The 19,628-nt window shown below is 35.1% G+C and carries 14 protein-coding genes; 4 read left to right on the plus strand and 10 right to left on the minus strand.

The window, feature by feature from the left end; all coding sequences use genetic code 11:
- Positions 1 to 12 precede the first annotated feature (12 nt).
- From AB4Y30_RS11170 to AB4Y30_RS11180, 3 genes are read right to left on the minus strand one after another with little or no spacing between them, the layout of a single operon-like run.
- Positions 13 to 2,979, minus strand: coding sequence for a type III restriction-modification system endonuclease (locus AB4Y30_RS11170; protein WP_368652313.1), 2,967 nt, complete (start codon positions 2,977 to 2,979; stop codon positions 13 to 15).
- A gap of 14 nt (positions 2,980 to 2,993) precedes the next feature.
- Entirely contained in the window at positions 2,994 to 4,952 is a 1,959-nt protein-coding gene (locus tag AB4Y30_RS11175; protein WP_368652314.1) for a site-specific DNA-methyltransferase, read from the minus strand.
- Positions 4,949 to 5,176, minus strand: coding sequence for a helix-turn-helix transcriptional regulator (locus AB4Y30_RS11180; RefSeq protein ID WP_276649721.1), 228 nt, complete (start codon positions 5,174 to 5,176; stop codon positions 4,949 to 4,951). The genes AB4Y30_RS11175 and AB4Y30_RS11180 overlap by 4 nt, the downstream gene beginning before the upstream one ends.
- A 350-nt stretch (positions 5,177 to 5,526) precedes the next feature.
- Between AB4Y30_RS11180 and AB4Y30_RS11185 the strand changes: the two genes are divergently transcribed.
- The 4 genes from AB4Y30_RS11185 to AB4Y30_RS11200 all read left to right on the plus strand — a co-directional run bounded on the left by AB4Y30_RS11185 (position 5,527) and on the right by AB4Y30_RS11200 (position 11,421).
- Entirely contained in the window at positions 5,527 to 7,854 is a 2,328-nt protein-coding gene (locus tag AB4Y30_RS11185) for a phage/plasmid primase, P4 family (RefSeq protein WP_368652315.1), read from the plus strand.
- A gap of 646 nt (positions 7,855 to 8,500) precedes the next feature.
- Positions 8,501 to 9,397, plus strand: a complete 897-nt coding sequence (locus AB4Y30_RS11190) for a phage major capsid protein (protein WP_368652316.1) — start codon at positions 8,501 to 8,503, stop codon at positions 9,395 to 9,397.
- Between the two features lie 84 nt (positions 9,398 to 9,481).
- The gene (locus AB4Y30_RS11195) at positions 9,482 to 9,685 is read left to right on the plus strand and encodes a hypothetical protein (RefSeq protein ID WP_368652317.1); all 204 of its coding nucleotides are present in this window, start codon (positions 9,482 to 9,484) and stop codon (positions 9,683 to 9,685) included.
- Between the two features lie 56 nt (positions 9,686 to 9,741).
- Positions 9,742 to 11,421, plus strand: coding sequence for a recombinase family protein (locus AB4Y30_RS11200; RefSeq protein WP_368652318.1), 1,680 nt, complete (start codon positions 9,742 to 9,744; stop codon positions 11,419 to 11,421).
- Positions 11,422 to 11,788: 367 nt separating this feature from the next.
- On the opposite strand, the gene AB4Y30_RS11205 is transcribed toward AB4Y30_RS11200, so the two are convergent.
- From AB4Y30_RS11205 to pfkA, 7 genes are all read right to left on the minus strand, one after another.
- A complete protein-coding gene (locus AB4Y30_RS11205) occupies positions 11,789 to 12,190 on the minus strand; it encodes a hypothetical protein (RefSeq protein ID WP_368652319.1) in 402 nt (133 codons plus the stop codon).
- 265 nt (positions 12,191 to 12,455) lie between these two features.
- The gene (mdh, locus tag AB4Y30_RS11210) at positions 12,456 to 13,394 is read right to left on the minus strand and encodes a malate dehydrogenase (RefSeq protein WP_368652320.1); all 939 of its coding nucleotides are present in this window, start codon (positions 13,392 to 13,394) and stop codon (positions 12,456 to 12,458) included.
- Positions 13,395 to 13,596: 202 nt separating this feature from the next.
- Positions 13,597 to 14,868 (minus strand): NADP-dependent isocitrate dehydrogenase, encoded by a 1,272-nt coding sequence (gene icd, locus AB4Y30_RS11215; protein ID WP_368652321.1) that lies wholly within the window; start codon positions 14,866 to 14,868, stop codon positions 13,597 to 13,599.
- Between the two features lie 106 nt (positions 14,869 to 14,974).
- Complete coding sequence (gene citZ / locus AB4Y30_RS11220) at positions 14,975 to 16,090, minus strand: citrate synthase (protein ID WP_368652322.1); 1,116 nt, start codon at positions 16,088 to 16,090, stop codon at positions 14,975 to 14,977.
- 285 nt (positions 16,091 to 16,375) lie between these two features.
- Entirely contained in the window at positions 16,376 to 16,762 is a 387-nt protein-coding gene (locus tag AB4Y30_RS11225) for an FxsA family protein (protein WP_368652323.1), read from the minus strand.
- Between the two features lie 39 nt (positions 16,763 to 16,801).
- A complete protein-coding gene (pyk, locus tag AB4Y30_RS11230) occupies positions 16,802 to 18,562 on the minus strand; it encodes a pyruvate kinase (protein ID WP_368652324.1) in 1,761 nt (586 codons plus the stop codon).
- Between the two features lie 106 nt (positions 18,563 to 18,668).
- The gene (pfkA, locus tag AB4Y30_RS11235; RefSeq protein ID WP_368652325.1) at positions 18,669 to 19,628 is read right to left on the minus strand and encodes a 6-phosphofructokinase; all 960 of its coding nucleotides are present in this window, start codon (positions 19,626 to 19,628) and stop codon (positions 18,669 to 18,671) included.

Raw genomic sequence — 19,628 nt, forward strand, 5'->3', positions numbered from 1 at the left:
TTATCACCTTGCTTAAGCATTTTCCCGCAATACTTCTTTTATTATCTGCGCCATTTGTTTATTGTTTAATTGATCATGGAAGTAAACTTTATAACCATCTTCAGATAAAACATCGAAAAATAATTTTGCACATTCAATTTTTGCATTTTCTGTGCCACGTATATTTGTTTTATCTTCAACATCTTTCGTTTCAACAACGATATTTAATTCTTTTTCACCTGTTGCTCGTCTAACAACATACATAAAGTCAGGACTGTACATTCCACCTGTTATTGTTGGAATAGCGATACTGTTTCGCGGTATCTTTCCATACACAATGACTTCTTCTATATCAGTAGTGATGTTCTTTTGCTCTAGCGGTGAATCATAAGCAAAGGCATCATACAAGTACTTATTACTTGGTGTTCCAGGTGAAATTTTCGTTCCTATTCTACCTTGCGAAATGGTATCTCGTGGAGTCCCATCGGCATGAGAAAGAGCTGTTGATGTAACAGGTGTTTCACTTTTTGCATAATGGAAACGTCCTTGTAAATTTGTGTTCTTCCATTCATTAAATTTCTGAATAATAACACTGACAGAACTTTCATTAATATATTTCGAATCAAGTTCACCGTTCTTTTCTACATATTCACATAAGGCCTGATGAATTGTTTTAATGGGAATATTAGTACTTCGCATAATTCTAAGTAAAAATTCATTATAAGGAATCGTTCTTGAAACGACATATTGCAAACCTGTTTTATCCGCAATTGTCATGGATGTACCATCACTTTGAATTACTTCACGTTGACTCGTCATCACAACGTCTGTAAACACACCTTGTTCTTCCAATATGGACAAAACAACATCCTTCATATCTTCATCTAAATCTCTATCATAAAAGAGTAAGTAGCGTTGATTTATTTTTTCCCATAATTCACGAATCTCGTTATAGGCACCTTTTCGAATTCTTACAGGTTGTGGCTTGTTTTTATTTCTATCTTTTACTTTTCCAGATGATAAGCCCATTTCAAAGTCTGGGAATTCAGCGAAAAACTCGTCACGTTTTTCTATGTTAATATTCATTTTTCGATCGATATATTTTTTATCATATAAAATATCAAATAAATCATCAGAAGTAATCGCTAACTTTGAAGCTACTTTAGCTAGTTGTTCTTCTGTAATCATTGCAGCTTGTGGAATTTCTCCATTAATTTGTTCTACAAGCCTTTCTGCAAAGTCCGCTTCAGTAAAATCAACGATATAATTCAGTTGAAATTCTTCATTAGAAATACGGTTTCCATGTTCATCTACTGGAAGTCTGAGTCCACGTCCTACCTCTTGAAGCTTACTGTTTTCGCTACCACTTGAGCGTAATTTAGCGATTGTAAAGACGTTAGGATTGTCCCATCCTTCCTTTAAAGTCCACTTTGAAAATAAGAAGCGTAACGTATTCGGTGTGTCATCTTTTTTCTTAAAAGATAATAATTGTTTTTTACCATGCAAGATGGTTTCCACTTCATTTGCAATATCTTCATCTGAATCACTGTTATCTTGTGAAAAATATCCCGCATGACAGGCACTTATATTAGCTAAACTAGCCTCTAAATAGGCTTTATACTCCGCTTCATATTCTGTTAATGTGGATAGTTCTTTTTCAATTCGTTCTTTTAGTAGTTGTTCGAATGTGTTTTTTAAATAAGGAACTTTCCCATCTTCACTATCTCGGTATGAAGCAATATCATCAATGAAAAACAATGCTAATGTTTTTATTTTAAAATTTCGTTCAGTAAAGTTTGTACGTTCCGTTTCAAAATGTCTTTCTAATGCCAAGCGCATCATTTGTTCTTGGTATGAAGTCATATATATATCTACATCAAGTTCCTCACCTGTTTGTTTCTCTATTCCATTCGAGAATACGACAAACGAGCCACCGATTGCTTCAATCGTAATCCCTTCAAAGGCCTGATGTATAATAGAAAGTGAATCTCCCTTTTTAAGAGTGAATGTCTTATTGGCTTCATCTTTCTTTTTATATTGAAAATTAACATAGTCATTTCTTTTTATCGTTGTAATTTTAACTTTTTCAGCTTGCTTAGATATAGGTTCAAAATGTTCTTTTGCAACCCCTTTAATTAAATCTAAATTAAAGGCCTGACAAGCATTTAGATCATAGAGTAAATTTTGATAATCTTTTCTTGTTGTTCTGTTCTTTCCACGACCACTTGTCATATCGGGATAGGTAGCACCAAAACGAATAATGCTTTGTGGTTGTATTTCTTCTTCAATCACTTGATATGCCTTCTGATCACGTGAAAAACGATGTGGTTCATCAATAATGACAAATGGTTTTGTTGCTTTTAAGGCATCGAAGGGACGATAAAACCCTTCTGCACCATAATCATAATCATCACGACTAAGCAGACCATTTTTGCGAACTGCTAGTAATTGCATATTCACAAGCAATACATGAATTTTCTTTGTGTTTTGTGAAGAACCACGTACAAAATCACTAACAACACTCGGAAAATAAGTTCTCCCTTTTTTACGACTTTTTGGAGATTCTAACACACCAACTTCTATCTCCGTTCCATAACCACATACATCAGAAAAGTGTCTTTTCACATATTCATCTTGAAGAAAATGAGCAGTACCCGCCTTAATTGCTAATGAAGGTACAGCAATAATAAATTTATTAATGCCATATCTTTTATGCAGTTCATACATCATCTGTGTATGGACATAGGTTTTACCTGTTCCTGTTTCCATCTTGATGTCTAAACTTAAATGGTTAGTCGGTGGTGTAAACCCACGATATTCTGCTGGTAAATCTGATTGAATATTAGTGATATTATGCTTGATTATCTCATCAGTTAAGTCGATGGATGGATTTTCAAAATACTGTTTAGGAGGCTCGATTTGAACACCATTAAAAACAGCACTTACAGCATCAACTGCTTTTTGTTGATGAGGTAAACTACGTTGTAATATTAGTTCCAATGATATCCCTCCATTTAATAACGTACGTCAAAATTAATACGTAAATTTTTCTCCGTATCTTGTAGTCGCTTTAAATTCGTTTTTAGTGATTCAAGTTCTGTCCATGTAAAGCTATAACCGAATAATACAATGTTTTCCGGGTTAAAGTTTCCATCCGTTTCATACTTCACAACAAGTTCTTCTATTGCCTCATTTGGCAGTTCTGGATGTACTAAATATAAATGCTTGTCTTTGAAATATGATTCATAGCCTGCAAAAAGAATTTTTTCCGCTTCAGTCGTGAGTCCATAACCATCATTGTTTAACCATGTGGTGACAACTGTTGGGATCCCGAATTCATCAAGTATTGTATTGTTGATAATCATTTCATCTTTCTTTGGTGTGAATTCTATTAATTTATTTATAGTATCATTTGTAGGATTCTTTAGAATGAAATGTTTAAACCCTAAATCTTTCTTAATATCCTCATTATTATCTTTTATAATATTAGAGCATTTAATAATTCTATCACGACCAATTTGATCAATTGTTTTATATCCTGACTCAAAAGCAAATGAATTTTTTTGAACCTCTTCATCCAATTGAATCATTATATATTTGAGATTGTGATTGTTAAGTGTATTCACATTCATAACTGCATGAGCGGTCGTACTAGATCCAGCAAAAAAATCTACTATAATATCATTTTCATTAGTAGTAAATTCAAGAATCTGTTGTATCATTTCTACTGGTTTTGGATTATCAAAAACATCTCCACCAAATAGCTCCCTGAGAAATCTTGTATCTGTTGAATTATCAAAATACCAAAAACTATCTACTACAGTTGGGCTATCGCTATTTATATAATCTTTAAATCCTGGTGGAGTGTTAGGGTCACCATAATAAATAAGATCCTCTTCTTGTAATCTCAGTAATTCTTCATAAGATTTTCCCCATCCTCTATTTGGTATAACACACTCTTCTCCAGTGTGCGGGTTAATTATAGTGTAATCTTTTGGTCCACCATTTCTAGATAAGTCTGCATCCTTAAACACTCCTTTATCATCAACTTTATTCCATCTACTTAAGTGACTATATTTTGGTCGTTTATACATATCTTTTACTTCTTCAAGTATTTTGTCGTTAGAATAACCTTGTTTTTTCAATCTAGAAAACAGAGCATGAATATCTCTTGTTCCTTTTTTTTGTACTCGCCATTTAACATTGTCTAATGAATCTTTACTTTTAACATAACAACATACATATTCAGTTGACACTCCGATTAAATTTGTTTGATTTTTATTGGAGTTGTTTTTATGAATATTCAAAGATACAAAGTTCTCTTCACCTAAAACCTCATCACACAACAACTTTAAATTTGCTTGTTCATTATCATCAATCGAAATAAAAATCACACCGTCATCAGATAATAAATCTCTAGCAAGTTGTAATCTTGGATACATAAACATCAACCAAGCAGAATGCGAAGCTGAGCCTCGCTTTGTTAAATCTAAAATTCTTTGCGCTTGCTCTTCTCCTATACTTAGTTTCTCGGTTAGTTCTTCAACTGTAAAATTAAAGTTGTCATTATACACAAAACCATCTGATCCTGTATTGTATGGTGGGTCTATGTATATGCATTTCACTTTACCAGCATAAGATTTTAATAAATGTTTTAACCCGTCTAAATTATCTCCAGTAATATAGATGTTTTCACTATCTTTATTTTCTTCTTTCTGATTATGTTCTTCATTAGGCACAATTACTGTTTCAGTTTCTAAAGTTACAAGTAGTCTCGCATAATTCTTTCCGAGAAACTTTAGTTCATAACCTTCATTTACAACATTAATATCTTCACTTAAATACTCTTTGAATCTTTCAATATCAAACGATCCATCTTCTTTAAAACAAGCTGGAAAATGTTCTTTTAAAACCGTTATTTCTTTTTTATTTGCTGATGCATTTTCATTCTTTTCCCATGTGTTTTTAATCATTCGTAAAACCGTCCTCTCTGTTTATCAGATGTAAATTCCAAAATATCATCCACTTTACAATCTAAAACATTACATATCTTTTCAACGCTTTCTAATGAAATATATTGCTCTCGCTTCATTCGAGTCATTATATTTCCTGAGAAACCAGCCATCTTTTGTAGTTCACTATTTGAAATATCTCTATCAACTAGTAAATGAAATAGTTTTTTATAGGAAACAGCCATTTAATATTCCTCCCTCAAAGTTAAATGACAATTTCATTTTATCATTTAATCGTGATTTATTCACTTGTTTTATAAAAAACAATTAATATTTTTGTTCGCTTATGAGAAAAGAAGTAATTTTTCATTTTTAATGTTTTAAGAAACAAATTAAATCTTTTAAAAAAAGGGGTTCGAATCGGTCGAATTATTCGCTTATAGGTGAGGGACATATTTACAACTGTGAAATTTGTTGAAAGGTTCATAAGTGAAAAGACAGATTAGACAAATGCACTGATCGGTTATTTCTCTCATCGTTCTTTGACAACTGAATAGCTTTAAAAATTTACAGGCAAAGGAGGTGTATATTTTCTGTGAGTAACATTGAAAATATTCCAGCGGAAATGAAAGAGCATGATATATTTTGTTGCTGGAAAGAAGAAATGAGAAATGGGAAGAAAACGAAAGTACCGTATAACGCAAGGACAGGTAGTCGTGCAAGTTCAAATGATTTAAGCACTTTTTCTTCGTATGAAGATGCGGTGAAAGTCATGAATGACTATACTGGCATAGGCTTTATCGTCAGCCATGACATTTGTGCCATTGATTTAGATGATTGTGTGGGTGAAGCTGGAGAATTAAACGAAATCGCACAAAATGTTATTGTTTATTTTCCAAATTCTTATATCGAGAAAAGTCCATCTGGAAGCGGACTTCATATTTACTTTAAAGTTTCTAATGTTGATTATGATACAGACGTTTATTATATCAACAATCGAAAACTTGACATTGAAGTCTATATCGCAGGTGTGACAAATCATTTTCTTACGCTAACAGGTGATGTATTCCAAGATGGAAGCTTAGTGGATATGACAGATACATTACCACAGTTCTTAGAAGTCTTTATGAAGCGCCCGTCTACTGTAAGACAGAATGATTTAGATGAAGCGGTGTCGTATTTATCCGATGAATCAGTTATTGAAAAAGCAAGTAAGTCAGTAAATCGTAAGAAATTTAAAAAACTCTGGAGTGGTAATATTCTAAGTTATGAATCACGAAGTGAAGCGGATTTAGCACTTGCTAGCATTTTAGGTTTTTGGTGTGGACGGGATATTGAACAGATGGACAGGCTGTTTCGCAAGAGCGGGTTAATGCGGGATAAATGGGATCGTAAACAGAGCGGTACAACATATGGTCAAATCACCTTAGAAACAGCAAGAAGAAATGTGTTCACGACCTATAAACCATATGGCATTAGTTCAGCAAGGGATGATTTTTCAGATGATGATCTTGAACGACTAAAGAACATGCAACCATTCAAAAACAATCATTACGCTTGTACGGATATTGGCAATAGTAATTTATTTGCTGATTATTATAAATCGGTTGCCCGCTATATTCCTGAGCGCAAGAAATGGTTCGTATACAACGGACAAGCTTGGGAGAGTGACACAGGAAATCTGAAAGTTATGCAATTTTGCAAACAACTTGCTAATCAACTCATGTATTATTCACTTTCGATTGAAGATGAAAACATTCGTAAAACATATATCGATTTTGCGAAGAAATGGCAAGTTAGAAGAAATAGAGAAATCATTCTTCGTGACGCACAAGATGTTCATCCCATATCGATGACTGCTTTTGATACGAATCAATATTTACTCAACTGTAAAAATGGCACGTTAAATTTACGGACGAACACTTTTCACCCGCATTGTTCGGAAGATTTTATTACTAAGGTTGCAGGTGTGCATTATGATCCATTCGCAAGATGTGAACGGTGGGAACAATTCGTTCATGAAGTGATGAGCGGTGATGTAGAAAAAGCAACATTTTTTCAAAAGTGTCTCGGCTATGCCTTAACAGGTGATACCCGTTATGAAACGATGTTTATCTTATTCGGTGCAACGACTCGTAACGGGAAAGGAACATCAATGGAGACTTTCCTTAAGATATGTGGTGATTACGGAAAAACAAGTCGCCCTGAAACGATTGGCATGAAAATCAACAGTAGCAGTTCTGCACCATCTGAAGATGTCGCAAGACTAGCTGGTTCACGCTTTGTAAATATAAGTGAGCCAGATAAGAAGTTAACCTTAAGTGCTGCCCTGCTTAAAACGCTAACTGGTAATGACACGATTAATGCAAGATTTTTGCATGAGAATAGTTTTGAATTTAAACCACAGTTCAAGCTATTCATTAACACGAATCACTTACCACATGTGACAGATTTAACTTTGCTAACAAGTGGACGTGTGAAAATTATTCCTTTTGAGCGCCACTTTGAAGCATGGGAACAAGATAAGCATTTAAAATCAACCTTCTCTAAAGCGGAAAACTTAAGTGGTATTTTGAACTGGGCGATTGAAGGTTATCAAAAATTACAAGAAACAGGCTTTGATGTACCAACTTCGGTACAAGATGCAACTTTAGCCTATCATCGTGAAAACGATAAAATAGGTTTGTTTATTGAAGAACAGCTAACAGAAGATATGAATGGTGAAGAACGAACTGCTGCACTTTATGAAGCCTATCAAAGTTGGTGTTATGCCAATGGGTATTACGTTGAGAACGCTCGTAACTTTAATAGTGCCTTATCAAATGCTGGACAAGTAGTAAGAAAAAGGCCACGTGCAGGTGGTGAGAAAACCACACTGTTTTTAGGCTATACCTTAAAAGAAGGACAAGAATTTTTAAGGTGAGGTTAATGGGCAGGTTGTGGCAAGTGTTATCGTTAGTTTCCTATATAGAAGTTCCTATAGAGAATTAGCTTAAAAGCCTGCCACATATCGCCCCAATATTATAAAACCTGTGTTTATATGAGAAAGGAGCTTTGTCATGCTTGGAACATACGCACTTTACAAGAACGAACATGACTTCTATACAGCCCGTCCTTTCAGCGGGAACAGTTTACGAGTCTTAGAAGAAACAAATTGTGATTACTATATGACGATTGATACGAATGGCATCGCAGTGCATACACGAAAAGACAATCAGACATTAAAGGAATTGCTCATACACTGTCCGAAGTGCCGAGCATTTCTTATTAGAAAGCACTCTGCCTTTAACAACGCTAGAACACAAGTGTTTCAATGTATCATTTGTCACTTAAAACCGTAAAGGGTAACCACCTTTTGTGGACACCCTTTCAAGAAATATTTTGTGTTACCCCTAGGGGGATAAGAATCTCTAGCATCTTTCACTTGGACAACGGGCGAGGAGCGTCACGCAAAAAGTCGCGATTTCAAACAAGGTATATAGGCTGTCGGTCAATACGACAGCCTTCCATAAAGGGATATTCATTTGCGTATATCCCTATTAATTAAAATCATTAGGAGGAAAACAATTATGTTTACATTAGAAAATGAAATATACACAAACTTTTGGAATGCTATGAAAGGAAAAGAATACGACCGAAGTGTATTGGAATCTATCTCTGACGTTGGTAGTTCAAGTTTACCAGCACAATCGCTTCTACAAATGAATGAAACAATTAAAGAGGAAAACATCTTTCGTAAATTAGGAACGGTTATTCAAATAGAAAGTGCAGACGGTGTGATTCATGCAGTCACTTCAACAGGTGAAGCAGAAATAGTCGCAGAGGGTGAAAGCATTTCAGAAAGCAATGACACGATTCAACCCTTTAAAATCAATACTTTTAAAATCGCTAGTATGTCGAGATTGAAAAAGTCCTTTATTTTAGATACACAATTTGATTTAGAAAAGTATTTATGTACGGATTTTGCCAAACGATTCGGACGTGCAGAAGAAAATAAATTCTTAAATGGGAATGGGCAGACAGAACCGCAAGGTCTCTTGCAGAAGAATGCTACTGTAACAACTAGTGAAACTGGAGCAATTAGTTATGATGATCTAGTCGATTTATATTTTAGTGTAGATGTACACTATCGTAAAAACTCTGTGTTTATGATGAGTGATGAAACAGCTATGCACTTGCGCAAGTTAAAAGATGAAAATGGATTTCCTATTTTCAATGGTACAAATAACACAATCTTCGGTAAACCTGTTCACATTTCAGCATATATGCCAGCGATAAAGTCAGGAAAGAAAGCTATTTTGTTTGGTAATTTAGACTACTTTTGGGTCATTGAGCGTCAGCCAATTGCTATAAAAATGCTAACAGAATTATATAGTCGAACAAATGAAATTGGCTATCTGGCACATGAACGAGTAGACGGACAGCTAATTCATCCAGATGCTATTCAAATCTTACAAATAAAATAAGTTATCTTGCTGACTCCACTTTTGGGGTCAGTGAGTTATTAATATTCGCTAAGTCCATTAATGGGCTCAGAAAGGAGCAATTTTATGTCAGAGCATACTTCGATGAGATTCATAGAAAGGCAGATTGATAAAATCACCTATTTAATAGAAGTAAAAGAAAGCAAAACAGCACAAGAAACGGTTTATCAAAAGCTAAAAAGACGAATAGAAAATGAAGCAAAACAAGCGTCACATCAAGCTATATATTGTGTTAATCATAGCGAGAATAAGTCGACTTCTTCAAGTTAGTACGGTAATATACACAGTACGAAACCGCTTGAAGACTGTCGGAAAGGAAGGTAAATATGTTTAGACAGTCCATGATGGAACAACCAATTAATCATTATTCAGCGATTCGTACTGATTCAGAAAAGGTAACAGCACTTTATTGTAGATTATCAAGAGATGATGAACTTGCAGGTGATTCAAATAGTATTGTGAATCAAAAAGCTATCTTGCAGAAATATGCGGAAGATCATGGATTTTATCCGACACAGTTTTATGTCGATGATGGTTTTAGTGGAACAACTTTTGACCGCCCAGACTTTAATCGAATGATTGCGGATGTGCAAGCAGGTATAGTTGATACCGTCATTATTAAAGATATGTCACGCTTCGGAAGAGATTATTTGAAAGTTGGCTATTATACAGAAGTTGTTTTCCCTGAAGCAGATGTGAGATTTATCGCCATTAATAACGGAATCGACAGTGCCAATCAGCAAGACAGTGATTTCACACCGTTCTTAAACATCATTAATGAATGGTATGCAAAAGACACGAGTAAGAAAATTAAAGCAAGCTTCAAATCAAAAGGACAATCAGGAAAACCACTATCGACAACAGTGCCTTATGGGTATATGAAAAGTCCAGAAGATAATTCAAAATGGATTGTAGATGAAGATGCGGCAGAGGTTGTTCGTTTAATTTTCAAACTATGTATTTCTGGACTTGGTCCAACACAAATTGCAAGGGAACTAAAGAAAAGAGAAATTATCGTACCAAGTGTTCACATGAGGAGGAAAGGCATTAATATTGCAGCACGTACACCAAACGACCCTTTTGCATGGCAAGGACGATCAGTTGCAAACATTTTAGAAAGACAAGAGTATCTAGGACATACGATAAACTTTAAAACCCGTAAACAATCCTATAAGACGAATAAAAAAATATGGAATGACCCTGAAGATTGGGCAGTATTTAAAAATACTCATGAAGCAATCATTGATGAAGAATCGTGGAAAGTCGTGCAAAAGATTCGAGAAGGAAAGCGGAGACCAGCAAAACTCGGACCGATGAGTGTACTATCTGGCATGATGTTTTGTGCAGATTGCGGAGCAAAATTATATCAAGTACGAGGGAAACGAATACCAAAACATCTTGAATACTTTGTTTGTGCAACCTACCGAAAAGAAAAGGGAATGTGTACTTCACATCGTATTCGGAATCAAGTCGTAGAAGAACTGCTACTTGAAGAGTTAAAACAGATTACCGCATTTGCGAAAAATTATGAAGAAGAATTCATACAAGTCGTACTCAATCAATTTGAACAAGATTTATCACAAAAACAACGGAAAGATGAACGAACACTTGAAGAAACTAAGGCGAGAATGAAATCACTTGATACAATTATTGAGAAATTGTATGAAGATAATGTGTTCGGTAAAATTTCCGATGACCGCTTCCGTAGAATGTCTGCAGGTTATGAGGCAGAACAAGCTGAATTAAAAGCTAAAATGCATCAATTACAGACGGAGTTAAATAAAGTGCGAGAAAACATCATCAACACAAAACATTTTCTACAATTAGTGAAAAAGCATACAGAAATCAGTACAATCAGTCCTGAATTAATCAGAGACTTTGTCGATAAAATTATCGTTTATCAAGTTGAGAAAGTAAATGGTAAACAAGAACAACGTATTAAAATCTACTACAACTGTATCGGAGCAATTGAAATAGAACCAAGTGTAAAGATGCAGACCAGTTGATTGGAACGTAAGGTGGCGACTCCAGCGGGAACAGCACGAGTCCGAAAATCCTTATTGCGACACGGAAGTGGAGCAATAAAAGTTGAGGCCGTGCCCGCGGAAAGCGTCCACCTGAAGTGGAAATCAACGATGTTAGAAGGCAAGACAAAAGGCATAGCCGTGAATCTAACGACTATGCCAATTTTTAAAAACCTATTCATCACTATCAGCACCACACTAATGGGTGCTTCATTAAGCATAGATGTTTTATTCATTATAGTTGATTATTTTTACAATCGCTCAAAAATAATAATTTTGCTTACAAAGCAAAACAAATTTTACCGGAAGATTTCATTAATCTTATGAAGTTCGTTCCTTTGTTCATTCATTATTCATTTTTGGTTAGGTATTCTGCGTAACTAATGTTTTTATTTGATAGTGTTCTAATGATTTCAATATTTTCTTCTGCCTTTTTTATCACATCATCAAAGCTTTCCTCATAATCATTGGATTCAGCTTTATGATAAAATAAGTAAGAATCATACATTAGAGTAATCATGTCGCTTGCTACTTCATTTTCTTCTTCTGATGGTTTATATTTATCGGTAAATAATATCAGTTCCTTAAAATCTTTAAAATCTAAGTTACTTCGATCTACTTCATCATTTGCATATTTTATAATCAATTCTGTAGTTTTCTCTGCATCTTCTAAAATTTCTGTGTGAACACCTTCATTCCCACACCCAACTAAAAATAATACTAATATTAATCCAAACAAAACCTTCTTCATAACCCCACCCCTAGTATGTAATAGTTAAATTCTACCATAAAAAGGTTAGATAAACTGATTATTTCTTTTCACCTATACGGAAAAAGCATCAATATATTGTGAAAAATCTACAAAATAAACACATCTATGGTCACGTATTACAAAAATAAAACAATGTAGTTTTCGAAGAAAGTCTAATTGGAACTAAATAGGATTAAACAAGCATTCACCGATATAAAAAACACCCCAGAAGTTAGTTTCCAATCTAACTTCTGGGGTGTAGCAGCTATTTCAATACATCTAAAACACTTTTTACAGCAGCTACTGATTGATCGAGTTCTGCTTTTTCATCGTCTGTTAGTTCTAATTCTAGGATTTTTTCTATTCCGTTAGCCCCAATAACTGTCGGGACACCTAAATAAATATCTGTATAGCCATACTCACCTTCTAGGTAAGCAATGGTTGGTAAAATGCGGCGTTGATCTTTAAGAATTGCTTCTACCATAACGACAATGGATGCTGCAGGTGCATAATATGCACTACCATTTCCTAGTAAGTTAACAATTTCTCCTCCGCCTTTACGAGTACGTTCCACAATTGTAGCTAAACGTTCAGGAGAAATTAATTTCTCAAGCGGGATTCCACCAGCATAAGAATAACGAATCAATGGTACCATTTCGTCTCCATGACCACCTAATACGAAACCGGAAATATCTTTTACAGAAATATTCAATTCCTCAGCAACAAATGTTCTAAAACGAGCTGTATCTAAAACCCCTGATTGACCGATAACACGTTCTTTTGGAAATCCAGTTTCTTTAAAAATTGTGTAGGTCATTGCATCCACAGGATTTGTTAATACAACAATAAAACTGTTTGGTGCATAAGATTTTATATTCTGTGCTATTTCTTTCATGATCTTCGCATTAATATTTACGAGATCATCTCGGCTCATACCTGGTTTACGCGCAACACCTGCCGTAATGACAACCATATCTGCATCTTGGATATCTGCAAAATTAGAAGTTCCTGTAATTTTTGCGTCGAATCCAAACACCGGGCTTGCTTCTAACATATCTAATGCTTTTCCCTTTGTAGGATTCTCCATATCAGGAATATCTACAATGACAACGTCCCCAAGTTCCTTTTCTGCGATCATATATGCGGTTGTTGCACCAGTAAAACCTGAACCAATAACAGCTATTTTCTTTCTCTTCATGTTCAAAATATCCACTCCTTTTAGCTTCATTTGCTTTATAGAACTTTTAAAAAATAAAACATGATAAAAAAGAAACTCAGTCTATGAACGATACTTAAACGTCCAACGACTGAGTAACTAATATCTACTTGTCTTAACATCGCCTTTGAAACCGCAGATTTCTCAAGATAAATGCAGCTCATACAAAGGAGAATTAGACATTTATTAATTAAGCCATATTTTTGATTAGTTCAGCACCAAACTCTGAACACTTAACTTTTGTAGCACCTTCCATTAATCGAGCAAAATCATAAGTTACTACTTTAGAAGTAATTGTTTTCTCCATTGATTTAACAATTAAATCAGCAGCTTCTGTCCAACCAATATGCTCAAGCATTAATACACCTGATAAGATAACAGAAGATGGGTTCACTACATCTAAACCAGCATATTTTGGAGCTGTACCATGAGTAGCTTCAAAAATAGCATGCCCTGTATCGTAGTTAATATTCGCTCCTGGAGCAATACCAATTCCACCAACTTGTGCAGCAAGTGCATCTGAGATGTAGTCTCCATTTAAGTTCATTGTAGCAACAACTTCATGCTCTCTTGGACGAGTTAGGATTTGTTGTAAGAAGATATCAGCAATAGAATCTTTTACAAGAATTTTTCCAGCAGCTACTGCATCATCTTGAGCTTTATTTGCTGCGTCTTTTCCTTCACTCTCTACAATACGATCATACTCTGCCCATGTGAACACTTTATCGCCAAACTCTTGTTCTGCAACTTCATAACCCCAGTTCTTAAATGCACCTTCTGTAAATTTCATGATGTTACCTTTATGAACTAAAGTTACGTTTTTACGATCATGCTTAATTGCATATTCAATTGCTGAACGCACTAAACGTTTTGTACCTTCTTCAGATACAGGTTTAACTCCAATACCAGAAGTTTCTGGGAAACGGATATTCTTAACATTCATTTCATTTTGTAGGAAATCGATGATTTTCTTAACATCATCAGAGCCTTTTTCCCATTCGATACCAGCATAGATATCTTCTGTATTCTCACGGAAAATAACCATGTCTACATCTTCTGGACGCTTGACTGGAGAAGGTACTCCTTCAAAGTAACGAACAGGACGTAAGCATGTATATAAATCTAATTCTTGACGAAGTGCTACGTTTAATGAACGGAATCCTCCGCCGATTGGTGTTGTTAAAGGCCCTTTAATAGCAATTTTATATTCATCAATTTTATCTAATGTATCTTGTGGTAACCAATCATTAAATTCGTTAAATGCTTTCTCACCAGCATAAACTTCTAACCACTCGATAGATTTTTCACCATTATAAGCTTTTTCAACTGCTGCCTCTAATACTTTACTAGCAGATGCCCAAATATCTGGACCAGTTCCATCCCCTTCAATGAATGGAATAATTGGACGATTAGGTACCGTCATTTTCCCGTTTTCTACAACAATTTTTTCACCTTTTGACATCTTAAATCCTCTCCAATCCTGTATGTAAATATAAATTCTTTATGATGAAAATAATATGTGGATCTGATTTGTTCTTGAGCAAACAAGTCAAGAACAAATCATGTAATTATCTTTCTTCAACTACAACATACTCTTGAATTCCTGGTCCAGTATACTCAGCACGTGGACGAATAAGACGATTATTCTTATATTGCTCTAAAATATGAGCTACCCATCCAGACATACGGCTAATAGCAAAAACTGGAGTAAATAAATCATGGTCAATTCCTAAACTATGATAAACAGAAGCTGAATAGAAATCTACATTTGCTGGTAGATTCTTCTCTTGTTTAATATAGTCTTCAATACGTGTTGAAATCTCATAGAACTTTGGCTGACCTGTAAGTTCCGTAAGCTCTCGAGCCATTTCTTTTAAGAATTTAGCACGTGGATCTCCACCTCGGTATACGCGGTGTCCCATTCCCATAATTACTTCTTTCTTAGCAAGCTTGTCTTGTACATATGGAATAGCATTTTCCACTTCTTTAATTTCCATAAGCATCTTCATTACCTGCTCATTTGCTCCACCATGAAGAGGTCCTTTTAATGCACTAATTGCTGCTGTAATCCCAGAATAAATATCAGATAAAGTAGCAACACATACTCGTGCAGTAAATGTAGAAGCATTTAATTCATGATCCGCATGTAAAACTAATGCTTTATCAACAGCTTCGACTTCAATTGCTTCAGGCTCCTTGTCATTTAACATGTACAGGAAGTTTTCAGCAAAGCCTAAATCCTTTCTTGGAGAAACAGGTTCATTGCCTTGACGAATACGAGCAAATGCGGCAACAAAGCTAGCTACTTTTGCTTGCAGACGAATTGCTTTACGCTTATTCGCTTCCTCACTCATATCATCTTCTTCCTCATCATGAATTCCAAGTAGAGAAATACCTGTGCGGAGTGCCGCCATTGGGTGTACCTTGGTTAAATCATAAGAGTGTAGATGGTCAATAACTGGTTGAGGTAACTCCATGTTTTCAATTAGATCTGTTTTTAGTTGATCCAATTCAGCTTTTGTTGGAAGTCTTAAGTTCCATAGTAAAAATACAATTTCTTCAAACGTAGAATGTTCTGCTAAATCATCAATTTTATATCCAACATAAGTAAGTTGGTCATCAATAATTGAGCTAATTGACGATTGAGTTGCTACAACTCCTTCAAGACCTTTGGGTGATGTCATAACAAACCCTCTCCTTTTTATTTATTTTCTTTTAACAATTGTTAGAATAGTTAGACTGTATATTAATCTCCTACTATAACCATATGTTTTTTAACTCACTCTTAATTATAGAGGATTCAGGTCCTAATGTGAATTGAAAGCGATTAATTTTTAGACATTTCCTTATAATTTTTTAACTTTAAAGTATATGTCTAATAGATTATTCATTTATTTCTGATGAATGGCACTTGATATAACCAGGGTTTATATCATCGTAAATACCATTTATACATGAAGCTTAATAGCTTATCGTCTCAGAACAGTTACTCTTTTTACTAAGAGAAATTTCAACAATTTTTCTAAGATGCTTTTCAGCGGCTTTCGAGTAAATGGAATGATAAAGATAATTCCTAATAAATCTGCAATGAAACCAGGAGAAAGTAATAAAACTCCTCCAAGCAATATACATAGCCCATCCAATAAATGCTCTAAAGGAAACCGACCGCTACGTATCGCTTGTTGAATAGCAAGCCAAGCTCCTTTACCTTCTTTCTTCACCACATAGATTCCTAATACCCCAGTCAGAAAAATAACGAGAAGTACCCACCAAGGCCCTATTGCTTGTCCAACCCAGATTAATAAACCAACTTCAATAAATCCAAAAATAATTAATGTTGCAATAAGCCAGCGCATACTTCCCCTCCTTTTCATCGACATTGATTTAAAAACTATTTAAAGAACATTCGCATGTCCTTGATAAATATCACCTTTTGCACTATCTAATGTAATATCCATGCCATCTTCAATTAGTTCTAAAATATTCTCAATACCTACAATAACTGGAATCTCTAAGCTCAATCCAACTATTGCTGCATGAGATGTTAAACCACCTTCAGCTGTAATAATTCCTCCAGCTTTTTCAAGTGCTGGAATCATATCACGATTTGTCGCTTGTGTAACGATGATATCACCTTGTTGTACTTTTTCTAGTGCCTCTTGTGCATTGCGAACAATCACTGCACGTCCATAATGATCACGTCTACCTACCCCTTGACCTTTAGCAATAATATCTCCAACAACATGAACCTTCATTAGATTGGTTGTCCCACTTTCTCCAACAGGAACTCCAGCTGTAATAACAACTTGGCTTCCTCTTTCAAAAAGTCCAGTACTTAAACCACGGTCAATAGCAATAGCTAGCATTTCATCTGTAGAATGTCCTTGACGTCCTTCTACTGCATGAACTCCCCATACTAGAGACAATTGACGCATAATTGTACTTGATGATGTTACTGCAATAATTGGTGCTTTTGGACGATATTTGGAAATCATTCGAGCTGTATGTCCACTTTCAGTTGCTGTAATAATCGCACTTGCTTTTAAGTTTCTTGCTGTGTGAGTTACAGATTGGCTAATAGCATCTGTAATTGTCATTGTGACAGATTGCTTTAATTGGTTGAACATTAGCTCATTGTTTAAAGCAGTCTCTGTTTTTAATGCAATATCATTCATCGTTTGTACAGATTCCACTGGATAATCTCCTGCAGCTGTTTCACCTGATAACATGATTGCATCTGTTCCGTCAAAAATAGCATTAGCCACATCAGAAGCTTCAGCTCTTGTTGGACGTGGATTACGCTGCATAGAATCCAACATTTGTGTAGCAGTAATAACAGGCTTCCCATGAATATTACACTTTCTAATTAGCTCTTTTTGTACTAATGGCACATCTGCTGCTGGAATTTCTACACCTAGGTCTCCACGTGCAACCATAATTCCGTCACTGACGTCTAAAATGCTTTCAATATTATCTACCCCTTCTTGATTTTCAATCTTAGGGATAATTTTAATATGGCTTGCCTCATTTCTCTCAAGTAGCATTTTAATTTCCATTACATCTGATTGACGACGAATAAAGGATGGAGCTACAAAATCCACACCTTGCTCAATACCAAATTTAATATCTCTTGCATCTTGCTCAGTCATACCTGGTAAATTCACACTAACGTTTGGAACGTTAACACCTTTTTTATCTTTAATCATCCCAGAATTTAGTGCCTCTGTTATAATCTCATTTGTTTCTAAATTAATTTCTGTAACTTGTAATTCAATTAATCCATCATCTAATAAAATTTTAGAACCAACATGAACATCATGGATAAGCTGGTTATATGTAATAGAAAATCGGTTTGCAGTACCTTCAACATCATCCATAGAGATGGTAACTTTAGAACCTTGTTCAATATGTGCTTGGCCCTCTTTAAATTTACCTGTGCGAATTTCTGGCCCTTTTGTGTCGAGTAAAATAGCAATCGATTTACCAGTTTCTTTTGCAGCTTTTCTAATATTATCAATTCGATTTCCGTGCTCTTCATAATCCCCGTGGGAAAAGTTTAGACGTGCTACATTCATTCCACTTTCTATCAACTGTATTAACGTATCAATTGATTCAGAAGCAGGACCAATCGTACATACGATTTTTGTTTTTCTCATCTTTCGCTTCCTCCTACATGATTTCTGACATTCTTTACTCTTCATTCAGTAGAGTATATAGCTTCCTGAGATAATCTCGAACAAAATCTAGTTACAATGTAATGGATTAAATCGATAATTGCTTTAATACTTTGTACATTTCCTCATTAAATGGACGGTTCATCGCAAAAGTTTGCTCAATTGGATAGTGGACAATTTGATTATTCTCCATTCCTACCATTACTCCTGTTACCCCAGATAATAATAATGAAACAGCTTTTGCACCTAATCTACCTGCAAGTATTCGATCTAATGCTGTTGGCGAACCACCTCTTTGGGTATGACCTAGAATCGTAACTCTTGTTTCTAAGCTGGTTGCTTCTTCTATGCGCTTTGCATAATCAGAGCCACTTCCAACACCTTCCGCTAACATTATAATACTGTATTTTTTTCCTCGATCATAGCTTCGCTTCAAGCGTGTAACAATTTCAGAGAAATCTTCTTGTTTTTCAGGTACAATAATGCTCTCTGCACCACCCGCAAGACCAGACCATAAAGCTAGATCTCCAGCATCTTTCCCCATTACTTCGACAACATACGTACGTTCATGTGATGTTGCTGTATCACGAATTCGATCAACTGCATCAATAATTGTATTTAATGCTGTATCGAAACCAATGGTAAAATCAGTGCCATTTATATCATTATCGATGGTCGCAGGTATTCCTATACAAGGAAAATTTAATTTAGCAATCGCTTCTGCTCCACGAAAGCTACCATCTCCACCAATCACAATTAACCCATCTATATGGTGTTTACGTAGCTGATCAAGTCCTTTTTGTTGACCTTCTTTTGTTCGAAATTCGTCTGAACGAGCAGACAATAAAATAGTTCCACCTCGCTGAATAATTCCACCAACAGAGCCGATTTCCATTGGAATCATATTACCTTCCATTAGACCTTGAAAACCATTTTTTATGCCCACTACTTCTACATTATAATTTATTGCTTTTCTAACAACAGCTCGAATTGCTGCATTCATCCCCGGAGAATCTCCACCGCTCGTTAATACACCGATTTTCTTCAA

Origin of the sequence: Ornithinibacillus sp. 4-3 (assembly GCF_040958695.1) — a bacterium.
Classification (GTDB): domain Bacteria; phylum Bacillota; class Bacilli; order Bacillales; family Amphibacillaceae; genus CALAMD01.

Bases quoted from the DNA above. Each gene is read 5' to 3' on its own strand.
- icd (WP_368652321.1), bottom strand. From the start codon at position 14,868: ATGTCAAAAGGTGAAAAAATTGTTGTAGAAAACGGGAAAATGACGGTA.
- AB4Y30_RS11195 (WP_368652317.1), top strand. From the start codon at position 9,482: ATGTCAGAGCATACTTCGATGAGATTCATAGAAAGGCAGATTGATAAA.
- AB4Y30_RS11205 (WP_368652319.1), bottom strand. From the start codon at position 12,190: ATGAAGAAGGTTTTGTTTGGATTAATATTAGTATTATTTTTAGTTGGG.
- citZ (WP_368652322.1), bottom strand. From the start codon at position 16,090: ATGACATCACCCAAAGGTCTTGAAGGAGTTGTAGCAACTCAATCGTCA.
- AB4Y30_RS11225 (WP_368652323.1), bottom strand. From the start codon at position 16,762: ATGCGCTGGCTTATTGCAACATTAATTATTTTTGGATTTATTGAAGTT.
- AB4Y30_RS11190 (WP_368652316.1), top strand. From the start codon at position 8,501: ATGTTTACATTAGAAAATGAAATATACACAAACTTTTGGAATGCTATG.
- pyk (WP_368652324.1), bottom strand. From the start codon at position 18,562: ATGAGAAAAACAAAAATCGTATGTACGATTGGTCCTGCTTCTGAATCA.
- AB4Y30_RS11200 (WP_368652318.1), top strand. From the start codon at position 9,742: ATGTTTAGACAGTCCATGATGGAACAACCAATTAATCATTATTCAGCG.
- AB4Y30_RS11175 (WP_368652314.1), bottom strand. From the start codon at position 4,952: ATGATTAAAAACACATGGGAAAAGAATGAAAATGCATCAGCAAATAAA.
- AB4Y30_RS11180 (WP_276649721.1), bottom strand. From the start codon at position 5,176: ATGGCTGTTTCCTATAAAAAACTATTTCATTTACTAGTTGATAGAGAT.